At 41.5% G+C, this 23,641-nt stretch carries 18 protein-coding genes and 3 tRNA genes; 8 read left to right on the top strand and 13 right to left on the bottom strand.

The window, feature by feature from the left end; translation table 11 throughout:
- Positions 1–10: 10 nt before the first annotated feature.
- A complete protein-coding gene (locus tag ACDG22_RS12485; RefSeq protein WP_370858908.1) occupies positions 11–898 on the bottom strand; it encodes a LysR substrate-binding domain-containing protein in 888 nt (295 codons plus the stop codon).
- Between the two features lie 209 nt (positions 899–1,107).
- Here ACDG22_RS12485 and ACDG22_RS12480 point away from each other — a divergent pair, with 209 nt between their 5' ends.
- A complete protein-coding gene (locus ACDG22_RS12480; protein ID WP_370858907.1) occupies positions 1,108–1,542 on the top strand; it encodes an NADPH-dependent FMN reductase family protein in 435 nt (144 codons plus the stop codon).
- Positions 1,543–1,564: 22 nt separating this feature from the next.
- Positions 1,565–3,034, top strand: coding sequence for a catalase (locus ACDG22_RS12475; protein ID WP_370858906.1), 1,470 nt, complete (start codon positions 1,565–1,567; stop codon positions 3,032–3,034).
- A gap of 566 nt (positions 3,035–3,600) precedes the next feature.
- On the opposite strand, the gene ppdK is transcribed toward ACDG22_RS12475, so the two are convergent.
- Complete coding sequence (gene ppdK, locus ACDG22_RS12470) at positions 3,601–6,324, bottom strand: pyruvate, phosphate dikinase (protein WP_370858905.1); 2,724 nt, start codon at positions 6,322–6,324, stop codon at positions 3,601–3,603.
- 236 nt (positions 6,325–6,560) lie between these two features.
- On the opposite strand from ppdK, the gene rlmD reads away from it, so the two are divergent.
- Complete coding sequence (gene rlmD, locus ACDG22_RS12465; protein ID WP_370858904.1) at positions 6,561–7,979, top strand: 23S rRNA (uracil(1939)-C(5))-methyltransferase RlmD; 1,419 nt, start codon at positions 6,561–6,563, stop codon at positions 7,977–7,979.
- 19 nt (positions 7,980–7,998) lie between these two features.
- Positions 7,999–8,922: an RluA family pseudouridine synthase gene (locus ACDG22_RS12460; RefSeq protein ID WP_007571815.1), complete on the top strand. Its 924-nt coding sequence runs from the start codon at positions 7,999–8,001 to the stop codon at positions 8,920–8,922.
- Positions 8,923–8,986: 64 nt separating this feature from the next.
- On the opposite strand, the gene ACDG22_RS12455 is transcribed toward ACDG22_RS12460, so the two are convergent.
- The 7 genes from ACDG22_RS12455 to ACDG22_RS12425 form a co-directional block, all read right to left on the bottom strand.
- Positions 8,987–9,481 (bottom strand): 3'-5' exonuclease, encoded by a 495-nt coding sequence (locus ACDG22_RS12455; protein ID WP_007571813.1) that lies wholly within the window; start codon positions 9,479–9,481, stop codon positions 8,987–8,989.
- A gap of 13 nt (positions 9,482–9,494) precedes the next feature.
- Positions 9,495–9,893, bottom strand: coding sequence for a hypothetical protein (locus tag ACDG22_RS12450; protein WP_007571812.1), 399 nt, complete (start codon positions 9,891–9,893; stop codon positions 9,495–9,497).
- A gap of 5 nt (positions 9,894–9,898) precedes the next feature.
- Complete coding sequence (locus ACDG22_RS12445; RefSeq protein ID WP_007571810.1) at positions 9,899–10,558, bottom strand: carbohydrate-binding family 9-like protein; 660 nt, start codon at positions 10,556–10,558, stop codon at positions 9,899–9,901.
- 81 nt (positions 10,559–10,639) lie between these two features.
- Positions 10,640–10,714 (bottom strand) — tRNA-Pro (locus ACDG22_RS12440).
- Between the two features lie 42 nt (positions 10,715–10,756).
- A tRNA-Pro gene (locus ACDG22_RS12435) sits at positions 10,757–10,831 on the bottom strand.
- A gap of 41 nt (positions 10,832–10,872) precedes the next feature.
- Positions 10,873–10,947, bottom strand: a tRNA-Pro gene (locus tag ACDG22_RS12430).
- A gap of 259 nt (positions 10,948–11,206) precedes the next feature.
- The gene (locus ACDG22_RS12425; protein WP_022124925.1) at positions 11,207–11,836 is read right to left on the bottom strand and encodes an HAD family hydrolase; all 630 of its coding nucleotides are present in this window, start codon (positions 11,834–11,836) and stop codon (positions 11,207–11,209) included.
- Positions 11,837–12,075: 239 nt separating this feature from the next.
- Here ACDG22_RS12425 and ACDG22_RS12420 point away from each other — a divergent pair, with 239 nt between their 5' ends.
- Positions 12,076–13,290, top strand: a complete 1,215-nt coding sequence (locus ACDG22_RS12420; protein WP_370858903.1) for a transposase — start codon at positions 12,076–12,078, stop codon at positions 13,288–13,290.
- 45 nt (positions 13,291–13,335) lie between these two features.
- On the opposite strand, the gene ACDG22_RS12415 is transcribed toward ACDG22_RS12420, so the two are convergent.
- Both ACDG22_RS12415 and ACDG22_RS12410 read right to left on the bottom strand, forming a co-directional pair.
- A complete protein-coding gene (locus ACDG22_RS12415; protein WP_022124926.1) occupies positions 13,336–15,462 on the bottom strand; it encodes a S9 family peptidase in 2,127 nt (708 codons plus the stop codon).
- Positions 15,463–15,908: 446 nt separating this feature from the next.
- Positions 15,909–17,255, bottom strand: coding sequence for an IS1380-like element IS616 family transposase (locus ACDG22_RS12410; RefSeq protein WP_004295325.1), 1,347 nt, complete (start codon positions 17,253–17,255; stop codon positions 15,909–15,911).
- A 241-nt stretch (positions 17,256–17,496) separates the two neighbouring features.
- On the opposite strand from ACDG22_RS12410, the gene erm(F) reads away from it, so the two are divergent.
- A complete protein-coding gene (erm(F), locus tag ACDG22_RS12405) occupies positions 17,497–18,297 on the top strand; it encodes a 23S rRNA (adenine(2058)-N(6))-methyltransferase Erm(F) (RefSeq protein WP_004295323.1) in 801 nt (266 codons plus the stop codon).
- Between the two features lie 202 nt (positions 18,298–18,499).
- Here the strand turns inward: erm(F) and ACDG22_RS12400 are convergent, their stop codons facing one another.
- Complete coding sequence (locus ACDG22_RS12400; protein WP_004295324.1) at positions 18,500–19,324, bottom strand: class D beta-lactamase OXA-347; 825 nt, start codon at positions 19,322–19,324, stop codon at positions 18,500–18,502.
- 240 nt (positions 19,325–19,564) lie between these two features.
- On the opposite strand from ACDG22_RS12400, the gene ACDG22_RS12395 reads away from it, so the two are divergent.
- Complete coding sequence (locus ACDG22_RS12395; RefSeq protein ID WP_004295325.1) at positions 19,565–20,911, top strand: IS1380-like element IS616 family transposase; 1,347 nt, start codon at positions 19,565–19,567, stop codon at positions 20,909–20,911.
- Between the two features lie 271 nt (positions 20,912–21,182).
- On the top strand, positions 21,183–22,919 hold the full coding sequence (locus ACDG22_RS12390) for a YqiA/YcfP family alpha/beta fold hydrolase (protein WP_022124928.1): 1,737 nt from the start codon (positions 21,183–21,185) through the stop codon (positions 22,917–22,919).
- A gap of 181 nt (positions 22,920–23,100) precedes the next feature.
- On the opposite strand, the gene ACDG22_RS12385 is transcribed toward ACDG22_RS12390, so the two are convergent.
- Complete coding sequence (locus ACDG22_RS12385; RefSeq protein WP_022124929.1) at positions 23,101–23,532, bottom strand: hypothetical protein; 432 nt, start codon at positions 23,530–23,532, stop codon at positions 23,101–23,103.
- Positions 23,533–23,641 lie beyond the last annotated feature (109 nt).

Below are 23,641 nucleotides of genomic sequence, written 5' to 3'. Positions count from 1 at the left end.
AAGAGAAAAATTATTTGCTCCCTGCTGTTATTTTAAGCAGAAAATCAGCAAAAGCCAATGCTGATTTTTTCCGGTAACTTCCTTGAGGCCAGAATAAAAATCCACGTGATGTTAAATGGTCATTGCAGAGAATGGGTATTTGTACTAGTCCGGCTTCTCCGCGTATAGCTGCCTGTGTCAGTATGGTTGCCCATTGTCCACTTTTCAGTGCGTGAATAATTGTATGGACGTCGTCCATTTCTACACCTACAGTCAGTTCCAATTGATGTTTACGACAGAGTTCTTCGATTTTCTTTCTTGTCGCAAATCCTCGTTCGGGCAGTATCAGAGGAGTTTCTGAAAGTCGTTTCAGCGTAATGGAAGATAAGCCTGCCAGAGGATGAGAACTGTGAACAATGAACTGTAGACGAGAAGAAAAAAGTGGAATTGTTTCAAAATCATCGGTGAGATCTTCAGGCTTAAACGACAATACAAAATCAAGGCCACTTCCATCCAGTTGCTTCAAAAGTTCTTCGGAAGTTGCAAAAGTGATTTCTACTTTAATTTTGGGATAGGCCCGATTGAAAAGTTGTAATGCTGCTATCAGCAAGGGACTCATGCTATAAGTTACGCCTATGTGAAGCACGCCGGTTTCAATACCTTTCAAATCACGGATAATTTGTTTCCCGTCTTCAGCATCGTAGATAGCTCGTGCAGCATAAGGCAAGAAAGCTTGTCCGGCTTCAGTCAGTACGATACGTTTGCCGATACGGTCGAAAAGCAGAACATCCAGTTCTTCCTCCAACTGCTTGATTTGCTGGGAAAGTGTACTTTGGGAGATATGCAATATGCGTGCAGCTTCCGAGAAATTCTGCCGTTCACACGCTTCTTTGAAGTACTTCAGTTGTCGCAATTCCATGCATTAATCGTTTTTATCTATAAGACTTATCGGAAAATAGAATTTTGCAAATATATACAAATAATTTTCATTCCGCTATCTTTATACAAAACAAAAACAAACAAGATGAAAAAGATAATTGGTTCTGATTGGGGTTATTCAATTACTATCTTATCGATGATGAGGAGTTTGAAAGTGGATAAACGAAAAACTTTATATATCGAGTTACTATGAAAGCTGCCGTTTTGTATTATAGTCACAAAGGAAAGACTGCCGGATATGCCCGTGAAATAGCAATGTATCTCTGGTCGAAAGGTCTGAATGTCAGCCTGAGTTCTGTATCTGATGCTGTTCCGGAAAAACTGTCAGACTGTGATTTCCTTGTTTCCGGATGCTGGACCTGTGGATGGTTTGTGGTTGGACAGCACCCCCACAAGCGCTGGAAGGCTTTCAGCCGGCGAATTCGTGGACTTGTAAAAGCAGAACGTACGCTTTTCTTTACCACTTATAAGTTTCGGACGGGTAGCAGGTATACTTGTATGAAGCGTACGATGGGTGTTCCTGCCTCGTGTTCAGTCCCTTTCTTAAAATCCCGTACCGGATTTCTGACAGAATCGGATAAAAAACAATTGGACCAGTTTATCGCTATGTATTCTATTCATTAACTATTTTATAATGTAATATTGTATGGAAAATAAAAAACTTACAACTGCTTCAGGTGCGCCTGTAGCCGACAATCACAATGTTGCCACCGCTGGACGCCGTGGGCCGATGCTTTTACAAGATGTCTGGTTTCTGGAGAAACTGGCTCATTTCGATCGCGAAGTGATTCCAGAACGACGTATGCATGCCAAAGGTTCAGGAGCCTTCGGTAAGTTTACTGTAACTCATGATATTACTCCGTATACCAAAGCTGCTATCTTTTCTGAGATCGGAAAAGAAACAGAAGTTTTTGTCCGTTTTTCTACGGTAGCGGGCGAGCGCGGAGCCGCCGATGCAGAGCGTGATATTCGCGGATTTGCCATTAAATTTTATACTGAAGAGGGAAACTGGGATTTGGTAGGAAATAATACACCGGTATTCTTTTTGCGCGATCCATTAAAGTTCCCGGATTTGAACCATGCGGTGAAGCGTGATCCGCGTACCAACATGCGTAGTGCCCGCAATAACTGGGATTTCTGGACATTGTTGCCCGAAGCACTTCATCAGGCTACCATTACGATGAGCGACCGAGGCATTCCGGCTTCCTACCGTCATATGCACGGTTATGGCAGTCATACGTTTTCATTTATCAATGCTGAAGGAAAACGTACCTGGGTGAAGTTCCATCTGCACACACAGCAAGGTATCAAAAATCTGACCGATCAGGAAGCGGAAGCTATTATAGCCAAAGACCGTGAAAGCCATCAGCGGGATTTGTATGAAAGCATCGAAAGGGGAGATTTCCCTCGCTGGACAATGTACATCCAGTTGATGACTGAGGAACAAGCCAAAGAGTGTCCTTTCAATCCGTTCGATCTTACTAAAGTATGGTCACAGAAACAATATCCGCTGATTGAAGTGGGTGTGTTGGAATTGAACCGTAATCCCGAAAACTATTTTGCAGATGTTGAACAGGCTGCATTTAATCCGGCAAATGTCGTTCCGGGTATCAGCTTCTCACCCGACCGTATGCTTCAAGGTCGCCTCTTCTCTTATGGCGATACCCAGCGCTACCGTTTGGGAGTAAATCACTATCAGATTCCGGTAAACCGCAGCCGTTGCCCGTTCCTGAATATGTATCATCGGGATGGACAGATGCGTGTTGATGGCAACCATGGCTCTACATTAGGTTACGAGCCCAACAGTTATGGCGAATGGCAGCATCAGACAGAATACAAGGAATCTCCTTTGGAACTTGATGGAGCTGCATATCAGTGGGAGTATCGTGAAGATGACTCCGATTATTTCTTTCAAGCTGGCGATTTGTTCCGTTTGATGACTCCGGCCCAGCAACAAGTTTTGTTTGAAAATACAGCAAGAGCTATGGGAAATATTCCTGAAGAAATAAAACTGCGTCATATCCGTAATTGTATGAAAGCTGATGCAATTTATGGTAAGGGAATAGCAGAGGCATTGGGTATATCTCTGACACATCCGGGGCTAGCAGAAGCTTGACCGGCTTTCGCACAAAAAATAAATGAGGCAGATTCTCGTAATGAGATGTAAAAATGCCTTAAGCTATTGTAGATTATAGCAAAAGAATCCCTCTGTTACAACCTTGATTCATGACAGTATAAGGTAAGAACAGAGGGATTTTATCTTTTCACCAAGGCGAAGAGAATGTTTCACAGAAGTGAACATATCGTTTTACTTTAGTGAGGCGATGTGACCACGTTGGGTAAACTTCCAATTTTAGGGTATCCCCTTTTTGACGGGTGCCGACTGGCGCCCGTCTAAAAGGGGATACCCTAAAATTGGAAGTTTACGGATAAAATCCGTCAGCTCTCTTTTTTCTTACGACTACTTTAAATGTTGCTATATCAGATTGATTTATAAGTTATTAAATGGTGTATGCATTGGTGTATGCGCCACTGTTCAGAAGTGTATGCGTGGTGTATGCAAGTACCGTTTATTTGGCTCATTTTTTGCGGACAAATGCACGAACCGCCTAAAAACAACTTAGGCTGTAATGTCTGAAAAACAGTCCATTACAGCCTAAATCAATGATTATCTTATACTATTTATGCTTCCTCTATTGCAGCCTGCGCCGCAGCCAAACGAGCGATAGGCACGCGGAATGGAGAGCAACTTACGTAGTTCAGACCAACTTTATGGCAGAACTTAACAGAAGATGGTTCACCTCCATGTTCACCACAGATGCCACATTTCAGATCTGGACGTACTGAACGGCCTTTTTCAACTGCCATTTCTACTAATTGTCCAACACCGTTTTGGTCGAGAACTTGGAATGGGTCTACTTTCAGGATTTTCTTTTCCAGATATACAGGTAAGAAAGAGGCAATATCATCACGTGAATATCCGAATGTCATCTGAGTAAGGTCATTAGTTCCGAATGAGAAATACTCTGCGCGTGAAGCAATTCGGTTGGCCGTAAGGGCAGCACGTGGTATTTCAATCATTGTACCTACCTTGAACGGTACTTCTATGCCTTCTTCTTTGAACAATTCGGCAGCTGTACTGCGAATTACTTTTTCCTGTGCTTCGAATTCATAAAGAATACCGGTCAATGGAACCATGATTTCTGGATGTGGATCGTAACCTTCTTTTTTCAGTTCGCAGGCAGCACCCAAAATAGCACGTGTCTGCATTTCTGTAATTTCCGGATAAGTGTTACCCAGACGGCAACCGCGGTGTCCTAACATTGGGTTGTGTTCGCACAAACTTTCTACACGCTGGCGGATATATTCTACCGTAACGTTCATTGCTTTTGCCATTTCTTCCTGTCCCTTCAGATCGTGAGGTACGAATTCATGCAAAGGAGGATCGAGCAAACGTACGTTCACCGGACATCCGTCCATAGCCTTGAAGATACCTTTGAAGTCAGCTTTCTGATATGGAAGCAGTTTGGCAAGTGCTTTCTTGCGGCCTTCTACATCAGGAGCAAGAATCATTTCACGCATGGCAATAATCTTCTGGTTATCGAAGAACATATGTTCTGTACGGCAAAGTCCGATACCGGTAGCACCGAAGCTGCGTGCAACCTCTGCATCTCTTGGAGTATCAGCATTGGTACGTACTTTCAGGCGAGTATACTTATCACAAAGATCCATCAGTTTAGCGAAGTCGCCTGACAGTTCAGCTGCGCGGGTAGGAACTTCTCCTGCATAAACTTCACCGGTACTTCCGTTCAAAGAGATAAAATCACCTTCTTTCAGAACTGTACCGTCTATTTCTACTGTACGTGCTTTATAGTCTATGTTGATTGCGCCTGCACCTGATACACAGCATTTACCCATGCCTCGTGCTACAACTGCTGCATGAGAAGTCATACCTCCTCGTGCGGTTAAGATACCTTCAGCAGCAGTCATACCGGCAAGGTCTTCAGGAGAAGTTTCAATACGTACCAATACAACACGGTGTCCGTCTGCACGCCATTGTGCAGCATCTTCTGCAAAGAATACAATCTGACCGCATGCTGCTCCCGGAGATGCTGGAAGACCACGAGTTAAAACTTTTGCCTTACGCAGAGCTTCTTTGTCGAATACGGGGTGCAACAGTTCGTCCAGTTTGTTAGGTTCGCAACGTAAAATAGCAGTCTTTTCGTCAATCAGTCCCTGCTGAAGCATTTCCATTGCGATGCGGACCATAGCAGCGCCTGTACGTTTACCATTTCGTGTCTGGAGGAACCAGAGTTTACCTTCTTGAACGGTAAATTCCATGTCTTGCATATCATGGTAGTGGTTTTCCAGTTTTGTCTGTAATGCATCGAGTTCTTTATATATTTCCGGCATAGCTTCTTCCATTGACGGATATTTGCTAGCGCGTTCTTCTTCTGAAATACCCTGTAGGGCAGCCCAGCGTTGAGAACCTATTTTTGTAATTTGCTGAGGAGTACGGATACCTGCTACTACGTCTTCACCTTGTGCATTGATCAGGTATTCGCCGTTGAATAAATCTTCACCAGTTGCAGCATCACGAGAGAAGCAAACTCCGGTAGCTGATGTATCACCCATGTTACCGAATACCATGGCTTGTACGTTGACAGCTGTTCCCCATTCTGCAGGGATACCTTCCATCTTGCGGTAAAGAATGGCACGTTCGTTCATCCATGAATCGAATACTGCGCAGATAGCTCCCCAAAGTTGTTCGTAAGCATTTTCTGGGAAGTCTTGTCCGGTTTGAGCTTTTACAGCAGCTTTGAAGCGTACTACCAGTTCTTGCAGTTCGGCTACTCCCAGTTCGTTATCCAGGCGTACACCTTTTGCTTTCTTTACATCTTCTATGATAGCTTCGAACGGATCGATATCTTCCTTATTTGTTGGTTTCATGCCAAGTACGACATCACCGTACATTTGTATGAAACGTCTGTATGAATCCCATGCAAAGCGTTCGTTACCGGTTTTCTTTGCCAGGCCGACAACAACCTTGTCGTTGAGTCCAAGATTTAAGATTGTATCCATCATTCCTGGCATAGATGCTCTTGCACCAGAACGAACAGAAACAAGTAATGGATTTTCTACATCACCGAATTTAGATTTCATGAGTTCTTCCACTCCGGCGATAGATTTTTCTACATCGTTTTTCAGGAGAGCGACAACATCGTCTTTACCCTTTTCAAAATATTCATTGCAAACTTCTGTTGTAATTGTGAATCCGGGAGGAACAGGAACACCGATTAAGTTCATTTCTGCAAGGTTGGCTCCTTTGCCACCCAAAAGATTTCTCATATCTGCCTTACCTTCAGCATGTCCGTTTCCGAAAGTATAGATTCTTTTCTTTTCCATTTTATTAAAAGGTTTATTAAGGTTTATTTATGTTTTTCTAGTTGTAATGGTTCTTTGTAAAAGAATTTAACGCTCGCAAAACTATATATATTTTATGAATATCCAAATGAAAAGAGAGATTTTTATTGTATGTTTTGTAATATAGACTTTGCAAAATCAACTTCTTTCAAATTCGTGACAGATTATTGGGATTATTTTGTAACTTTGCTCCCAAATCGGATTTATATAAAATAGACGTGGCAAGAAAGAAAAAAGAACTTCCTTTACTGGAAAAAGTAACAATAACAGATGTAGCTGCCGAAGGGAAGGCAGTTGCTAAGGTAAACGATTTGGTTATATTCGTACCTTATGTAGTTCCTGGAGATGTAGTCGATTTACAGATAAAGCGTAAAAAAAATCATTACGCGGAAGCTGTTGCAGTAAAATTTTACGAAAAGTCGTCAATGCGTGCCGAACCGTTTTGCCAGCATTATGGTGTTTGTGGCGGATGTAAGTGGCAGTGTCTTTCTTATCAAGATCAGATTCGTTATAAGCAGAAGCAGGTGTATGATAACCTGACTCGTATCGGAAAGGTGGAATTACCTGAGTTTATGCCTATTCTTGGCTCAGAGAAAACAATGTTCTATCGTAACAAGCTGGAGTTTACTTTCTCTAATAAACGTTGGCTTACCGAAGAAGAAGTCAAGCAGGATGTGAAGTATGATCAGATGAATGCTGTCGGATTCCATATTCCGGGAGCTTTCGATAAGGTACTTGCTATCGAAAAGTGTTGGTTGCAGGATGATATTTCCAATCAGATCCGTAATGCAATCCGCGATTTTGCTTACGAACATAATTATGAGTTCTTCGATTTGCGCAGTCAGGAAGGTATGCTCCGTAATATGATGGTGCGTACTTCTTCCACAGGAGAACTTATGGTGTTGTTGCAATGTAAGATTACTTCGGATGCGGAACTGGATAAGATGAAAGTGTTGTTGCTGTTTGTTGCAGATAAGTTTCCTCAGATTACTTCATTGCTTTATGTCATCAATAATAAATGCAATGATACTATTGGCGATCTGGATGTCGAAGTATTTAAGGGCAATGACCATATCTTTGAGGAAATGGAAGGATTGCGCTTTAAGGTCGGTCCGAAATCTTTTTATCAGACAAACTCAGAACAGGCATATAATCTTTATAAAGTAGCTCGCAACTTCGCAGGGCTGACTGGCAACGAACTGGTGTACGACCTTTATACCGGTACGGGTACGATTGCAAACTTTGTTTCCCGCCAGGCAAGGAAGGTTATTGGTATAGAGTACGTTCCCGAAGCTATTGAGGATGCAAAAGTCAACTCTCAGATAAACGGTATTGAGAATACACTGTTCTATGCCGGTGATATGAAAGATATCTTGACGCAGGATTTTATCAATGAACATGGTCGTCCGGATGTAATTATTACCGACCCTCCACGTGCGGGTATGCATAACGATGTGATAGATGTAATTCTGTTTGCCGAGCCTAAGCGTATTGTATATGTAAGTTGTAATCCTGCTACTCAGGCACGTGATCTTCAGTTGCTTGATGCTAAATATAAAGTAATGGCCGTACAACCGGTAGATATGTTCCCGCATACGCATCATGTAGAAAATGTGGTATTATTGGAGAAAAGATAAATTATATCAATAAGAAGATATGTCAAGAAGAGATAGAAATACAAGCGGGCGTCCTGTAGCGCGTGCTGCTGCTAAATATACTGTATATAATGTGACGGAACCTGCCGAACTGATGGAGTTTCTGATGAAGAAGATGGCGGGGATAAGTCGCACTCGTGTGAAGGCTTTGCTTACCAATCGTGTTGTACTGGTCGATAATAATATCCAGACATTATATAATTATCCTTTAAAGCCGGGAATGAAGGTGCAGATAAGCCGCGAGAAGAACAAGCATGAGTTCCGTCATCCGATGCTGAAGATCTTGTATGAGGATGCTTATCTGATAGTAGTGGAGAAAAAGGAAGGTCTTCTTTCTGTTGCGACAGATCATCAGAAGGAAAAGACGGCTCAGCATATATTGAATGAGTATGTAAAACGTCAGCATCGCAATAATCGTGTGTTTGTAGTGCATCGGTTAGATCGTGAAACATCGGGTATTATGATGTATGCCAAAGATGAAAAGACACAACATACATTACGTGATAACTGGCATGATATTGTGCGCGATCGCCGTTATGTTTCTATCGTGATGGGAGATATGGAAAAAGATCAGGGTACTGTGGAATCTTGGCTTACCGACCGTAAGTTGTATGTAAGTTCTTCTCCAGTTGATGATGGTGGAAAATATTCGGTTACTCACTACCGTACCATAAAACGCGCTAATGGCTATTCGCTGGTAGAATTGCAGTTGGAAACAGGTCGTAAGAATCAGATTCGTGTACACATGCAGTCACTGGGACATCCGGTCGTAGGGGATGAACGTTATGGCTGTGAAGTGAATCCTTTGGGACGCTTGGCACTCCATGCGTTTAAGCTATGTTTCTATCATCCTGTTACAGGTGAACTGATGGAATTTGAAACTCCATATCCGACTCCTTTTAAAAATTTGATGCTAAGAAAATAACAGGTAGTAAAGATAGAGAGTTCACGCCACCTTGTCAATGTTAGTGACAGGGTGGCGTACTTTTTTATAGGATGTTAATAGCTATTTGCGCACAAGCTTCTGCATCACAAAGCGCATGATGGTGGTGTGATAAATCGTAGCCGCATTTTAGAGCTACTGTTTGTAGCTGATGATTGGGAAGACTTTTTCCGAATGTCCGCCTGGAGGCTCTACAAGTGCAGTGAAATGTATAATCAGGATATTCCATGTTGTATGCTTGAAATGCTGCCTTCAGACACCCTTCATCAAAAGGGCTGTTATGCGCTACTAAGGGTAATCCGGCTATTATAGGATCAATCTCTTTCCATACTTCAGGGAATGTTGGCGCACAGGCTGTGTCTTGAAACGTCAAGCCATGTACCTGTGTGTTCCAGTAGCTATAATAGTTAGGGTAGGGACGTATCAGCCGATATAGCTTTTCGGTAATTTCTCCGTTCCTTACGATAACAATTCCCACACTACATACGCTGGAGCGTTCCTTGTTTGCTGTTTCAAAGTCGATTGCTGCAAAGTCTGTCATAGATTTGTATAGTTTATAGTTTCCCGATTCGTGCACTTATCTGAGCATAAGTGTACAATGCCTCTTCGGGCAGTTTGTAATTGCCAAGTCGGCTTATCTGTCCGGAATAATAGGAAACTATTTCATTGAATCCTTCTTCCCAAGCTTTCTCTTTTGCTTCTGTATCTTTCAGATTTTTGTTTTCAAGCTCATTGAAGAATGTTACTACACTATAGTAATATGCTTCTTTATATAAGGTATAAGCTTCTTCTGTTTTTCCTTCCAGAGCTTTTAACTGTGCTTCTGTTATCTTGCGGTTTTCGGCTTGTGGCTCGTTCAGTTTCTGTCGGATTTTACGCACATCGCCTGTCATCATCCATATTTTGATGATGAGAATTACTTGTACTGCTGTAATGAGAGATATCAGTAGCATTGTTTTTACTTATTTGATTCAAATGTTATTTCTCCGAAGAAATCGGGGCAGTGAAAGCATGGGGAGGGGAGTGCAATAGGACTCCATGATAAAAAATGAGGAGTCTGAAGTTTGTCTCCGCACTTATAAAAATTTGCTTTCATTCTCATTCCGTCAAGTGATGTCAGTGAATGGTGGAAGAAGGCGGATATGGGGATTCTTAAGGCAAGTTGCCATGAACATTCTCCTAAACGCTCTTCAAAGGGAGTTCTTCCTAATGAAGCCCAGCGCGTAACTTGTCCCACAGTTTCCAGTGGAGCGTGTTCCCGGTTACCTGGCTTTCCGTATTCTATCAGTAATGTACCTGCACAGTTACATTCAAAATTATAATATTGGTTGTCTGTTCCGGGCTGTACAAAAAATTCTGCACATGAATCCTCCCATACTCTTCCGTTGTCCTCCGGAGCTGTTGCACGTACACTCTGTTCTGTTATACAATAATGCAATAAAATAGCATTTCCAGTATGAGCTATTCTGAATTTAACGTCAGGGTGATATGGATAGTCTTTCCAGTTGATGCAGTCTATCTGGTGGAATGGTATTTGTTCTATATCAAATATTGTAGGTATCTGTTCTGCCGAAGTAATTGCAGAGTCGTTGACTTTTTTCACTGATAGTGTTTTCATAATAAGCGTAGGATAGAAGTTAATTAATAAAAGAAAGGTTGATAATTTAAACGTTTATCTTGTTTAATTATCAACCTTTTGTCGGGGTAGCGGGATTCGAACCCACGACCCCCTGCTCCCAAAGCAGGTGCGCTAACCGGACTGCGCTACACCCCGAACTTATTTACTCAAAACAGTTATTAAAAATCTTTTTCTTTGTCGGGGTAGCGGGATTCGAACCCACGACCCCCTGCTCCCAAAGCAGGTGCGCTAACCGGACTGCGCTACACCCCGAGCTTATTCACTCAAAACAGTTATTAAAGATCTTTTCTTCGTCGGGGTAGCGGGATTCGAACCCACGACCCCCTGCTCCCAAAGCAGGTGCGCTAACCGGACTGCGCTACACCCCGAAGAAGTGCTTTTCCTTAAAAGCGATGCAAAGGTAGTGCTTTAGAATGTAATATGCAAGTGTTTTAGCGTCTTTTTTTTGAAAAAATAGATCAGAGATTGCCGCTCGTTGAGCTTTTAATAGGGTAACAGGCTTAATATCTGATTGATACAAGATTTTTTGTTTGCAGGCTACTTAATACAGTTTTTATCTCTGCAAGTATACTAAAACAGAGATTCCAGTATGTAAACCGGAATCTCTGTTTGGATATTTGTTATATTTTACTTCAGTTTAGCGAGTAACAGGCTTAATTCTTTTCGCCAGTCACAGCCATTTTCAGGTTGGAAGGTATGCATACCCAGTTGGCTTGCTATGTTTATGTTCGATTGGCCATCGTCTACGAACAAAGTTTCTTTCGGTGCTAAGCCGGCATCCGACAGCATGTACTCGAAGATGCGCTGTTCGGGTTTTGTGCAACCTACCTGATAGGAGAGGTATAACTTGTCGAAATACGATGTCAAAGGTTTGCCCTCTGAAGAAAACCGTTCGCTGCATGCCCATCCCATTACGTAAGGATTCGTGTTGCTAAGTACATAGAGCTTGTATCCTTCGCTACGTAACATTTCCAGATATTCCAGCTTCCGTATATCTACACCAGTGATAAAGCCTAGCCATGCCTGCTGTACTTCCTCCCATGACAATGTACGTCCGCATAGTTTCCCCAATTCGTTGCGGTAAGCTTCCTCTGTCAGACTTCCTTCTTCCAGTTCCTGAAAGATGCCGGTCTGATGATACTTGTCGAGGATGCGGTCGGCATCTTTTACACCCAGACGGATGAATGCCTTTACAGCCTGTTCGCGGCTTATATCGGCTATAACTCCGCCAAAATCGAAAACTATATTTTTTATCATTTTCTCTTACGCAATACTTCGGTAAATTTTTACCGAAAGATTAAAAGTTAAACAACAGAACCGGCAAAAGTCGGTTCGGAAACACTAAAGAGGTCATTGAAATGTTGTCAAAAACGAATGGTTAAGCATGAAGAAATGTGCTGAAAAAAAGAGAGCTAACCTGCTGATAATAAAGGTAAAAAAGTATTACATAATTCGCTGGTTTTTAGTAAATTAGAAGTCTCTGAACTCTTCTGATTATGACTAAAGAAACACTCCTTATGCAATACCAATCCGAGTGCCTGTCGGCTCTCAAATCAGTAGCGAATATACACAAACCTTTTGAAAAAGCATTCATGGACACCATGAAATTATTCATGGCCATCCCGGATCGTATAAACTTCCTCCAATTGGGCAGATATGGTTGTTTCTCAGAACAGACTTATCGTAACCTTTTTGAGCATGAAACTTTCGACTGGTTTGCATTCAACGGCTCTATCATCAGCAAGCATCTCACAGGCAAAAGAAAAGCCATTGCCATCGACCCTTCCTATATTCCCAAATCAGGCAAGAAGACACCTTGGATAGGTTGCTTCTGGTCTGGTTGTGCAGGAGAATACAAGCGAGGATTGGAAATCATGGGCATCGGTGTCATTGACATCGACAACCATGAATGCATGACTTTAGGTTCCATCCAGACGCCGGATTGTAAAACCTTGGATAATATGGACAAGAACCTCGTTGACTGGTACAGCAGCTATCTTATCAGTAGAAAAGACAAGATACAGAGTATTTCCGGAACGGTGGTTGCAGACGCATTCTTTTCCAAGGAAACATTCATAACGCCTATGTGTGAGAACGATTTCCATGTCATCAGCCGCTTTCGGAATGACGTAATCCTGTACTGTCCGACATTGGAAAAGAAAACAGGAAAACGGGGTCATCCCAAGTGGTTTGACGGCAGGATTGACTTTGCCAATCTGGATTTGACCCGGTGCAAGGAATACGAGGTGAACAAAGGAAAGCTATACGGATTGAGGGTTTATGCTAAAGCTTTCAAAAGGTATGTTTCCTTAGCCGTCTGGTATCCGATGGACGGAAGAACAGACAAGTGGCAACTTTATTTCTCTACAGACGATTCCATGGATGGACGCGAGGTCCTGGATTATTACAGAACCAGATTCCAGCTGGAATTCTTTAGAGATGGCAAGCAGCATGCAGGAATCACCAGCTGCCAGTCAACCGACTTCAGGAAGTTGGATTTTCACTTCAATGCATCGCTTGCTGCTGTCAACTTGGCCAAAGCGGCATGTAAGAGGCTCGGAATAACCTATTCCATATCCTCCTGCAAGTCTTTCATACACAATGCTTATATGCTTGAACGATTTATTTGCGTGTTTGGGATTAGCCCAGACCCGCAAGTTATTGACAAACTTTTCAAAGAACTCATTTTATTTACTGCCAGAGCCGCTTAGGCTTGGCGAATTTTTAACGAACTATTACTTACGATTTAGCTGTGGTTATTTATTCTCAGGCTTTAGCCATTTATCCAGCCATGCAAAGAATGTGCGTTGCCACAGGATACCGTTCTGCGGTTTCAGTACCCAGTGATTCTCGTCAGGGAAGATGAGCAACTGTGCCGGAACACCTCTAAGTTTGGCAGCATTGAAGGCAGCCATTCCTTGTGAAGCCAGGATTCGGAAATCTTTTTCTCCATGTATGCACAGTATAGGAGTGTCCCATTTATCTACAAACAGATGAGGAGAATTGGCGTAACTGCGTTGTACTGCCGGATTATTTTTCTCCCAATATGCTCCACCCAAATCCCAGTTGGTGAACCAGAGCTCTTCTGTTTCCAGATACTGCTGTTCCATGTTGAAGAAACCATCGTGAGCAATAAAGGCTTTAAAGCGTTTGTTGTGGTGACCTGCCAACCAATAAACAGAGTAACCGCCAAAGCTGGCTCCTACACATCCCAGACGGTCTTTATCTACATAAGGCTCTTTAGCTATGTCGTCGATGGCACTCAGGTAGTCGTCCATGCAGTGACCTCCGTAGTTTGTACTGATATCTTCCAGCCATTCCATACCGAATCCCGGCAGACCGCGACGGTTGGGAGCAATGATGATATAGTCGTTTGCTGCCATGAGTTGCAGATTCCAGCGATAGCTCCAGAACTGGCTGACCGGACTTTGTGGACCTCCCTGGCAGAAAAGAAGAGTCGGATACTTCTTGTTCGGGTTGAAATTAGCCGGATAAACTACCCATGAAAGCATATCTTTTCCATCGACAGTCTTGGTCCAGCGTGCTTCTACTTTACCCATTTGCAGCTGACTGAATATCTGATCGTTTTCTTTTGTGATGCGGGTTACTGCATTTTTCTTTTTCAAATCGACAGTGAACAGTTCGTCTGCCTCGCTTAAAGAATGACGTTTGGTGAGCAGTTGTTTGTTGTTAAGCATGGCAACCGAAGTATAGTCGTACATACCGTCAGTAAGCTGCTTTACTTCTCCTTTCAGGTTGGTGCTGTGAACCATACTGGTAGCGTGCCATACGCCTACGAAATACAATGTTTTTCCATCGGGAGCCCAGCAATAATCGTCTACACCCGACTGGAAAGCTTCGGTTACATAAGTCTTTTCTCCACTTTTCAGGTCCATGACACACAACCGGTTGCGGTCGCTCTCATAGCCGTCGCGTTCCATACTTTGCCATGCAATACTTTTTCCGTCGGGAGAGAATTTCGGATTGGTATCGTAGCCCAGATTCTTGTCCGTAGCATCTTCCTTGCAGAGATTACGAGTTTCACCTGCTTCCGTATTATAAAGGTAAATATCCGAATCGGTCGATACAGAATATTCCAATCCTGTTTTCTTGCGACAAGTGTAAGCAATTTGCTTGGAATCGTTGCTCCACGCCAGCTGCTCGATACCACCGAAAGGTTTCATGGGCGATTCATAAGGTTCACCTTTCAGAATATCTGTAGCAGTACCAACCTGATTACCGTCGAATGAAGCGACAAACGGATGCGGAATATTTTCCACCCATTCATCCCAATGCTTGTACATCAGGTCATTGATGACCTTTCCGCTGGCTTTATCCAAGTCAGGATATATGTCAGAAGTACGTTGTCCGTATTTAACTTGCGAGATGAACAATACTTTACTTTCATCCGGAGAAAATTTAAATCCTTCTATACCACCTTCGTACGATGAAAGTTGTTTCCGTTCACTTCCGTCGGGATTCATTTCCCATATTTGCATACTTCCGCTTGCAGCTGTAAGAAAAGCAATCTTGCTTCCGCCTTTTATCCATGTCGGTTCAACCTCGCTGTCGGCAGTATGAGTAAGAAGCAAATTGTTTGTGCCGTCGGCATTCATCACATAAATTACAGTGTGGCTCTTGTTCTCTTTTACACTGTAATAAGATACGGTGTATGCGATCTGCTTTCCATCGGGGGATACGCTTGAACTTCCTATGCGTCCCATTGCCCACAAAGCCTCGGGAGTAAGTTTTTTATTCTTGATTCTGATTTCTTGTTTGCCTATAACAGGCTTATCGGTATTTGCCGGTGTATCGGCGTTGACATAACCCGATGCTGCAAACATCATGGCTGCTGTCATTGTCATAAGGTCTGTTTTCTTCATGATTATTGAACTTTTGTTTTTTCAATACACAAAGTTACTAATAAAATGTGATATACGTAATATGTTATATCGTTATTGGTTCATGGGATACCTTGATGGGTAGCTTGTGTTAAATGTTTGTTAAAATATGCTGCTTATGAAATTTTTAGTAGTTTGGTGGTATAATTACAATAAAAAATACCACATGGTATTGGTAATACGTTTTTTAGCCTACATTATTCATAGTGGATTCATTTCAGGTTATCAAAACAGATATGGGGACAATCTGAAGCCTCCAACTAATGTCTATCATCGAATGACCGCTTGATGTAGAGTTATAATCCTGTCCGAAGCCTTGATTTCGGCATGCTCAGGTCTGATTATCACGTCCATTTTTATGGAGCGGATATGACTTATAAGTCCGATTACAGAATCGGACTCAGGTTGATTTCAGATTATTCCACTTGTCAGGCAGAGAGTCTCGTCAAGGCTTGCGACAAAGCTTCAAGGTGTCGATGGTGTGGGGAAAAGCTGAACCTTATAAAAGTCTTTTTTTCGACTATGAAGACGGCACTCAGCATAATCCGCTTCATGAAGCTGTCCATCGTGAAGGCGCCGACCTCTGTATTGGAGAAAGCCTTCGACCTGAGACGGTATGCGGTCACATATGCCGCGCCATATAGAAACAGCCGGAACATATTGGCTCTGAAAGAACTGCACGACATCCTGTCGGCTCGAAAATACTTCAGGTCTTTTATCCATAGCTCCATTGTGCCGCGCTTACAGTAACGTCGATATACTGTCTCGGGCTTGTTGTTACGGTTGCTTGTGACTATGAAGCGGACGTTTACACCCTTGTCGGAGACTTCGATTTTTGCAATCACCCTCTGTCTGTATTTCCATGATTTGGCTTTGTACTCAAAGCTGTAGTAACGGCGTACATCCTCATGGTGAAGTTCGAAATCCCCCTTGGCACGGCGCAATTGCTTGTCGATTTTCTTCATAAGCGCAGGATTGCCCGACAGCCCTGTGATAAATCTCACATAAAGATGTGTCTTGACCCAGTCCATAAACTCATGGCTGCAGAAATGACTGTCCCCGCGGAGTTCTATTATTGTGTGAGGCCATTCCTTATGGATGTATTCAATGACTCTGCGCAGTATACCGAAGATGTTCAGCGACTTGTTGCGTCGTCCCGGTCTCAGTAGAGGAAGTATCAGCTTGCCGTTCATACCGTCGAAAATAACCATCGGCATGTAGCAGTATTCGTCATAGTAATCATTGAACAGCGACAGCTGCTGCGCCCCGTATGTGTTGGCATTTGTATCGTCAACGTCAAGAATAATCTTACGCGGAGCTTTGTCGAAGGATGAGATGTAGTCCTTGACAAACAGTTCTGCTATTTTCCATAAGGTCCTTTTGTCAATATGATTCTCAAGCCGTGTCATCGTCGGTTGTGAGCACAGGCCGGGATCCGATGCCTTGCGGCCCACGCTCATCTTAAGGGCACTGTCGTGGCGCAGGCGGTCGCAGTCGTTGGCATCCTCGTAGCCGCACATTATCTGTCCGACACGCTGGCAGACCATCTCTTCGTAGGAATGCTGTACGAAAAGTTGATTTCGATAATCCGGAATTAGGCGCGCTATCTTTCGCGCTATGCTGTCTTTCATTAGACCGACAAGCACCAGTCCTCCATTGGACGAGATGTCCGGGGCATTGAAATCGACCTGAATTTTCCTGTCAGGAAGCACGTCTTGAAAAGAAAAAAGATTTTTCTCTTGACTGACTCCGTTATTTGTTGTATCTTTGCACATGAGAACGCCGGTATTAAGTTTATTTTTAACACCTTAAAGTTAATGCTTTTCTTGCAAATATACAAGAAGGGCGTTCTCTTTTTTGTGGAGACTATGAATTATTCAGGTTAGCACTTAACCTGCCATTTTGCCAATGCGATGTTATGTGAAGGAATTTTTAGTATCTTTGTATTCAAATAATTCACATTTTATGTATTTCTCCACGATTTGAATTCAAGTATTCACCTGTAAGAAGTTACTAATGACAAAAAAGAAATTGCCCGTTCGTTTTACGGGTCAGCACTTTACTATTGATAAAGTGCTAATAAAAGATGCAATAAGACAAGCAAATATAAGTAATCAGGATACGGTTTTAGATATTGGGGCAGGCAAGGGGTTTCTTACTGTTCATTTATTAAAAATCGCCAACAATGTTGTTGCTATTGAAAACGACACAGCTTTGGTTGAACATTTACGAAAATTATTTTCTGATGCCCGAAATGTTCAAGTTGTCGGTTGTGATTTTAGGAATTTTGCAGTTCCGAAATTTCCTTTCAAAGTGGTGTCAAATATTCCTTATGGCATTACTTCCGATATTTTCAAAATCCTGATGTTTGAGAGTCTTGGAAATTTTCTGGGAGGTTCCATTGTCCTTCAGTTAGAACCTACACAAAAGTTATTTTCGAGGAAGCTTTACAATCCATATACCGTTTTCTATCATACTTTTTTTGATTTGAAACTTGTCTATGAGGTAGGTCCTGAAAGTTTCTTTCCACCGCCAACTGTCAAATCAGCCCTGTTAAACATTAAAAGAAAACAGTTATTTTTTGATTTTAAGTTTAAAGCCAAATACTTAGCATTTATTTCCTGTCTGTTAGAGAAACCTGATTTATCTGTAAAAACAGCTTTAAAGTCGATTTTCAGGAAAAGTCAGGTCAGGTCAATTTCGGAAAAATTCGGTTTAAACCTTAATGCTCAAATTGTTTGTTTGTCTCCAAGTCAATGGGTAAACTGTTTTTTGGAAATGCTGGAAGTTGTCCCTGAAAAATTTCATCCTTCGTAGTTCAAAGTCGGGTGGTTGTCAAGATGATTTTTCTGGTTTGGTGTCGTCTTTTAAGCTGCCGCATAACGAAAAATGGTAGCCGTAGTTGCCGGATTTACAGCACTTTCGTATCAATTTAGCACTTCGGTTCGTTAAAAGCACCAAAGTATCAAGTTGGCACGAAAGCCGGCAATTATCGGCTACCATATGTTAGTGGCATTTATCATTTCATTATATTCATTTGCTTTAACGCATTTTTTGTTACATTAATTCTCGATGAAATAAAATCATCAACATTCAATCCGTCTGTCGGAATTACATTTGTTGCAAAAAAATAAACATTAGATTTTGTTTCAACATAACCAACAAACCAACCATTATATTTTTCTTCTATCGAACTTAATCCAGTCTTACCGCTTAAAATGTAATTTTCAGTTCGCTCAATTTCCATAATATTTTTGACAATCTTTATTGTCCTATCAGAAATTGGAAATTTTGAAAAATAGAATTTCCTTAAAAAGTCGATTTGTTGTTTTTGAGATATTTTTGAATTTCCTTCAAGCCAAAAATTGTCAATCGTTAAACTGTCAAAAATCATATTTTTATACTCAAATTTTTCTAAATATTCTTTCATTTTAATTGTTCCGATTTTCCTTGCAATTTCCTGATAGCAAGGAACACAGGAAATTCTAAAAGCATCTTTAAATGATAAATCTTTTTCCCAAATATCCATTTTTCTCTGCTCGCCATTCCATTTTAAAATAGTTGTATCATTTTCAATAATGCCTAATTCAACAGCAATTATAGAATTTGGAATTTTGAATGTTGATGCAGGTAATTTTCCGTTTTTAGCCCAATCAAAGTCATTTGAGTAAAAAGTATTCTTGTCGTTATCATAAATTAGAATTGAACCATTTACTTGAAAACTATCTAAAATTTTGTCAAAATCAGAAATTTCTGTTTCAATTATGTTTTTATTCGTTGTTGTGTTACAGCAAACAAATAAAAATATCATTGAAATAAAAACTACAAATAAAATATTTTTCATTTATTGTCTAATTATCGTTTGTTTTTGTTGCCACTAACGGGAAACGCATTGGCGAAGTGGCGGATAAATTGGACAAAAAGTTCAATTTAGCAGTGACGTAGCCGATGTGTTTCCACAGAAGCTAAATTATTAACCTGAATAATTCATAGTCTCCACAAAAAAGAGAACGCCCTTCTTGTATATTTGCAAGAAAAGCATTAACTTTAAGGTGTTAAAAATAAACTTAATACCGGCGTTCTCATGTGCAAAGATACAACAAATAACGGAGTCAGTCAAGAGAAAAATCTTTTTTCTTTTCAAGACGTGCTTCCTGACAGGAAAATTCAGGTCGATTTCAATGCCCCGGACATCTCGTCCAATGGAGGACTGGTGCTTGTCGGTCTAATGAAAGACAGCATAGCGCGAAAGATAGCGCGCCTAATTCCGGATTATCGAAATCAACTTTTCGTACAGCATTCCTACGAAGAGATGGTCTGCCAGCGTGTCGGACAGATAATGTGCGGCTACGAGGATGCCAACGACTGCGACCGCCTGCGCCACGACAGTGCCCTTAAGATGAGCGTGGGCCGCAAGGCATCGGATCCCGGCCTGTGCTCACAACCGACGATGACACGGCTTGAGAATCATATTGACAAAAGGACCTTATGGAAAATAGCAGAACTGTTTGTCAAGGACTACATCTCATCCTTCGACAAAGCTCCGCGTAAGATTATTCTTGACGTTGACGATACAAATGCCAACACATACGGGGCGCAGCAGCTGTCGCTGTTCAATGATTACTATGACGAATACTGCTACATGCCGATGGTTATTTTCGACGGTATGAACGGCAAGCTGATACTTCCTCTACTGAGACCGGGACGACGCAACAAGTCGCTGAACATCTTCGGTATACTGCGCAGAGTCATTGAATACATCCATAAGGAATGGCCTCACACAATAATAGAACTCCGCGGGGACAGTCATTTCTGCAGCCATGAGTTTATGGACTGGGTCAAGACACATCTTTATGTGAGATTTATCACAGGGCTGTCGGGCAATCCTGCGCTTATGAAGAAAATCGACAAGCAATTGCGCCGTGCCAAGGGGGATTTCGAACTTCACCATGAGGATGTACGCCGTTACTACAGCTTTGAGTACAAAGCCAAATCATGGAAATACAGACAGAGGGTGATTGCAAAAATCGAAGTCTCCGACAAGGGTGTAAACGTCCGCTTCATAGTCACAAGCAACCGTAACAACAAGCCCGAGACAGTATATCGACGTTACTGTAAGCGCGGCACAATGGAGCTATGGATAAAAGACCTGAAGTATTTTCGAGCCGACAGGATGTCGTGCAGTTCTTTCAGAGCCAATATGTTCCGGCTGTTTCTATATGGCGCGGCATATGTGACCGCATACCGTCTCAGGTCGAAGGCTTTCTCCAATACAGAGGTCGGCGCCTTCACGATGGACAGCTTCATGAAGCGGATTATGCTGAGTGCCGTCTTCATAGTCGAAAAAAAGACTTTTATAAGGTTCAGCTTTTCCCCACACCATCGACACCTTGAAGCTTTGTCGCAAGCCTTGACGAGACTCTCTGCCTGACAAGTGGAATAATCTGAAATCAACCTGAGTCCGATTCTGTAATCGGACTTATAAGTCATATCCGCTCCATAAAAATGGACGTGATAATCAGACCTGAGCATGCCGAAATCAAGGCTTCGGACAGGATTATAACTCTACATCAAGCGGTCATTCGATGATAGACATTAGTTGGAGGCTTCAGATTGTCCCCATATCTGTTTTGATAACCTGAAATGAATCCACTATGAATAATGTAGGTTAGATAAAGTTATATTAAAAAAATCAGCGAAATATGAGAAATAAAATTCTATACATACACGGACTTTCATCTTCCGGTTCTTCTTCTACGACAAGAAACTTGCAGGCTCTTTTGCCCGATTATAGTGTGCTGTCACCCGATTTGCCTGTTGCTCCTCAGGAAGCTTTGGACATGCTGTGGCATTTATGTGAGCTAGAACAGCCTCAACTTATTATTGGAACCTCCATGGGAGGTATGTTTGCCCAGCAACTTAGAGGATATAAAAAGATCTTAGTGAACCCGGCTTTTCATGTATCCGAATTTATGCGTACACAGATTGGGGTACATGAGTTTCTGAATCCTCGTCGGAACGGTGAAACTCATTATGAGATAACTTCTGACTTGTGTGATGCTTACCAAAAGGTAGAGAAGGGACAGTTTTCGGACATTACGGAGTTCGATAAAGAAAATACTTATGCTCTGTTTGGCACAAAAGACACATTGGTGCATGGATATGACGAGTTTATGTCGCATTATGAAAAGGCTTCATGGTTTGAAGGGGAACATAGGCTGAATCTTGAGGTTATGCGGAGTAGTGTTATACCATTAATAGAAAAGATTATGGCGAAGGGTTTCAAAGAAGCCCTTAGGACTTCACCACTATTTAATTTGTCCTTGTGTTCAAAGGAGTTATTCCACAGTAATTTTTTATATTGGTTAGGAACAACACATTGTGCTCTATTTGTTGCTGTATGCAAAGAACTAGGATGTAAGGTTAATTGGAATGCTTCTCCGGAAAATATTAAAAGAGAATATTGTAACCTTGATCTTTGTGCATGTTGTGATGGACAGATAACATTTATTTTAGAGAATAAAGTAAAAAGTATTCCTCAGAAAAGTCAGCTGGACAGGTATGTGAGGGAAAACAACCCACAGACAGACGATTTGATTTTATTATCATTGGCTACAGAATTTCCTGATAAAGAAAATATTCTTAACGATGGGTTGTGGAAAATACGCAGTTATAAAGATTTATGTGAGGCTATAAGTAAACATAAAAACCTACTTGAGGGTGATTCTTATGCATTAGCATTGGTAGAAGATTATTGTTCGTTCATCAATAATCTGCATCAGCTGTCACAGACTTGGCTTTTGAAAAAGGAAAGTTATTTTTTATTGCCAAAGGATGAAAAAAAGGAAATTGAAGAATTGCGTATAGGAGATTTGATGGATAAAATATGGTATTCCCAACTTTGTGCTAGTCTGAATAAATATATAATGGATAAATTTCATCTTGAAACTGTATCGGGATATGGAATTGAGGCTATTGCTAAAACAGGAGGAAATATACTGAATACGGTATATACTAATTGGGGATTTACTCATGGACAAGGTCTGTTGGAGGCTAAATTGAAAATAAATAATGACTATGTATTGCTTATACAAATTCAAGGGAATAGATACGAACATGGTATAGAGTGGATTTGTGAAAGAAACTGCTCACACTCTGAATTCTGGAATAGAACTCAAAGTCTTGATTTGACTTGCGAGCTATCCTTCTTGCAATTTAGTGAAGCTGAAACAGCCTCGTTTCCATCAGTCTGCGTAAATGAGCCTATTACAGCCCGGAAAAAGAAGGGAGAAGTAGAGAAGCGTATTTATAATAAGTATAGCGACAGATTTTTATATCAGTCCAAAAAGATAAAAGAAAATGCCTTTGCTATAGATGTATTATATGCTATATCGGAAGAAATAGGGTATATAGTTGAAAAAGCAAATAATGTAAAATGATAACCGTCTGAAAAGATGCTGAAGAACCAGTGTTTTTTTGTACAAAATTTTAGAAAAGATGCTGATGCTTTACTAAAAACATGCTGAATTTTTTCATAAAAATTCCCCTTTTCCGTATTTCGTGCTTCTCACAGCATGAAAATACGTAAAAGGGGATGTGAGAGAGAGAATGAAAAGTTTCTTATTTTCCAATGAAATAAGCGGGATAGCCATCCAGCAGGCAGTTCAGCTGGTTTCCTCCCATTGCAATATTTTCCATGTACGAATATCTGTTGCCGTAATTGAGACGGATGCTTGTGTAGTTGCTGTCCCACCAGTCCCATCCGAAATTAAGGCTTGATTCTTGCCGGTTCCCGTAGCGGTCTTGTGAATATAAATAGTCTACTCCCGTATTGTTCGGGTAAAAACAAATTTCCTGATAGTAGTAAACACCATATTCATCTGTCCATTCATCAGTCCAGATACGGCTGCATAAATAATCGGTACTTTCGTGATAACTGTTCGTGCCGTTTCCGATTTCTATTCCCAGACCTACATATTCGCATGAACTCAATGTAAAGATTAAAGACAGCACTGCTGCTATATAATAGAATTTACGTTTTATTGTCTTCATAACTACCTCCTTTGTTTTTTGATATGACAAAGATAGGCCGGGAGTCTGATACCCACAATTAATTTCTCCTAATCGTAAAGGGGAATATTCCTACTTATGATAGGGAAAT

Source organism: Phocaeicola coprocola (genome assembly GCF_041333015.1).
GTDB lineage: Bacteria > Bacteroidota > Bacteroidia > Bacteroidales > Bacteroidaceae > Phocaeicola > Phocaeicola coprocola.
The sequence above is the reverse complement of the archived record's forward strand: the minus strand, read 5'-3'. Positions and strand labels throughout refer to the sequence as shown.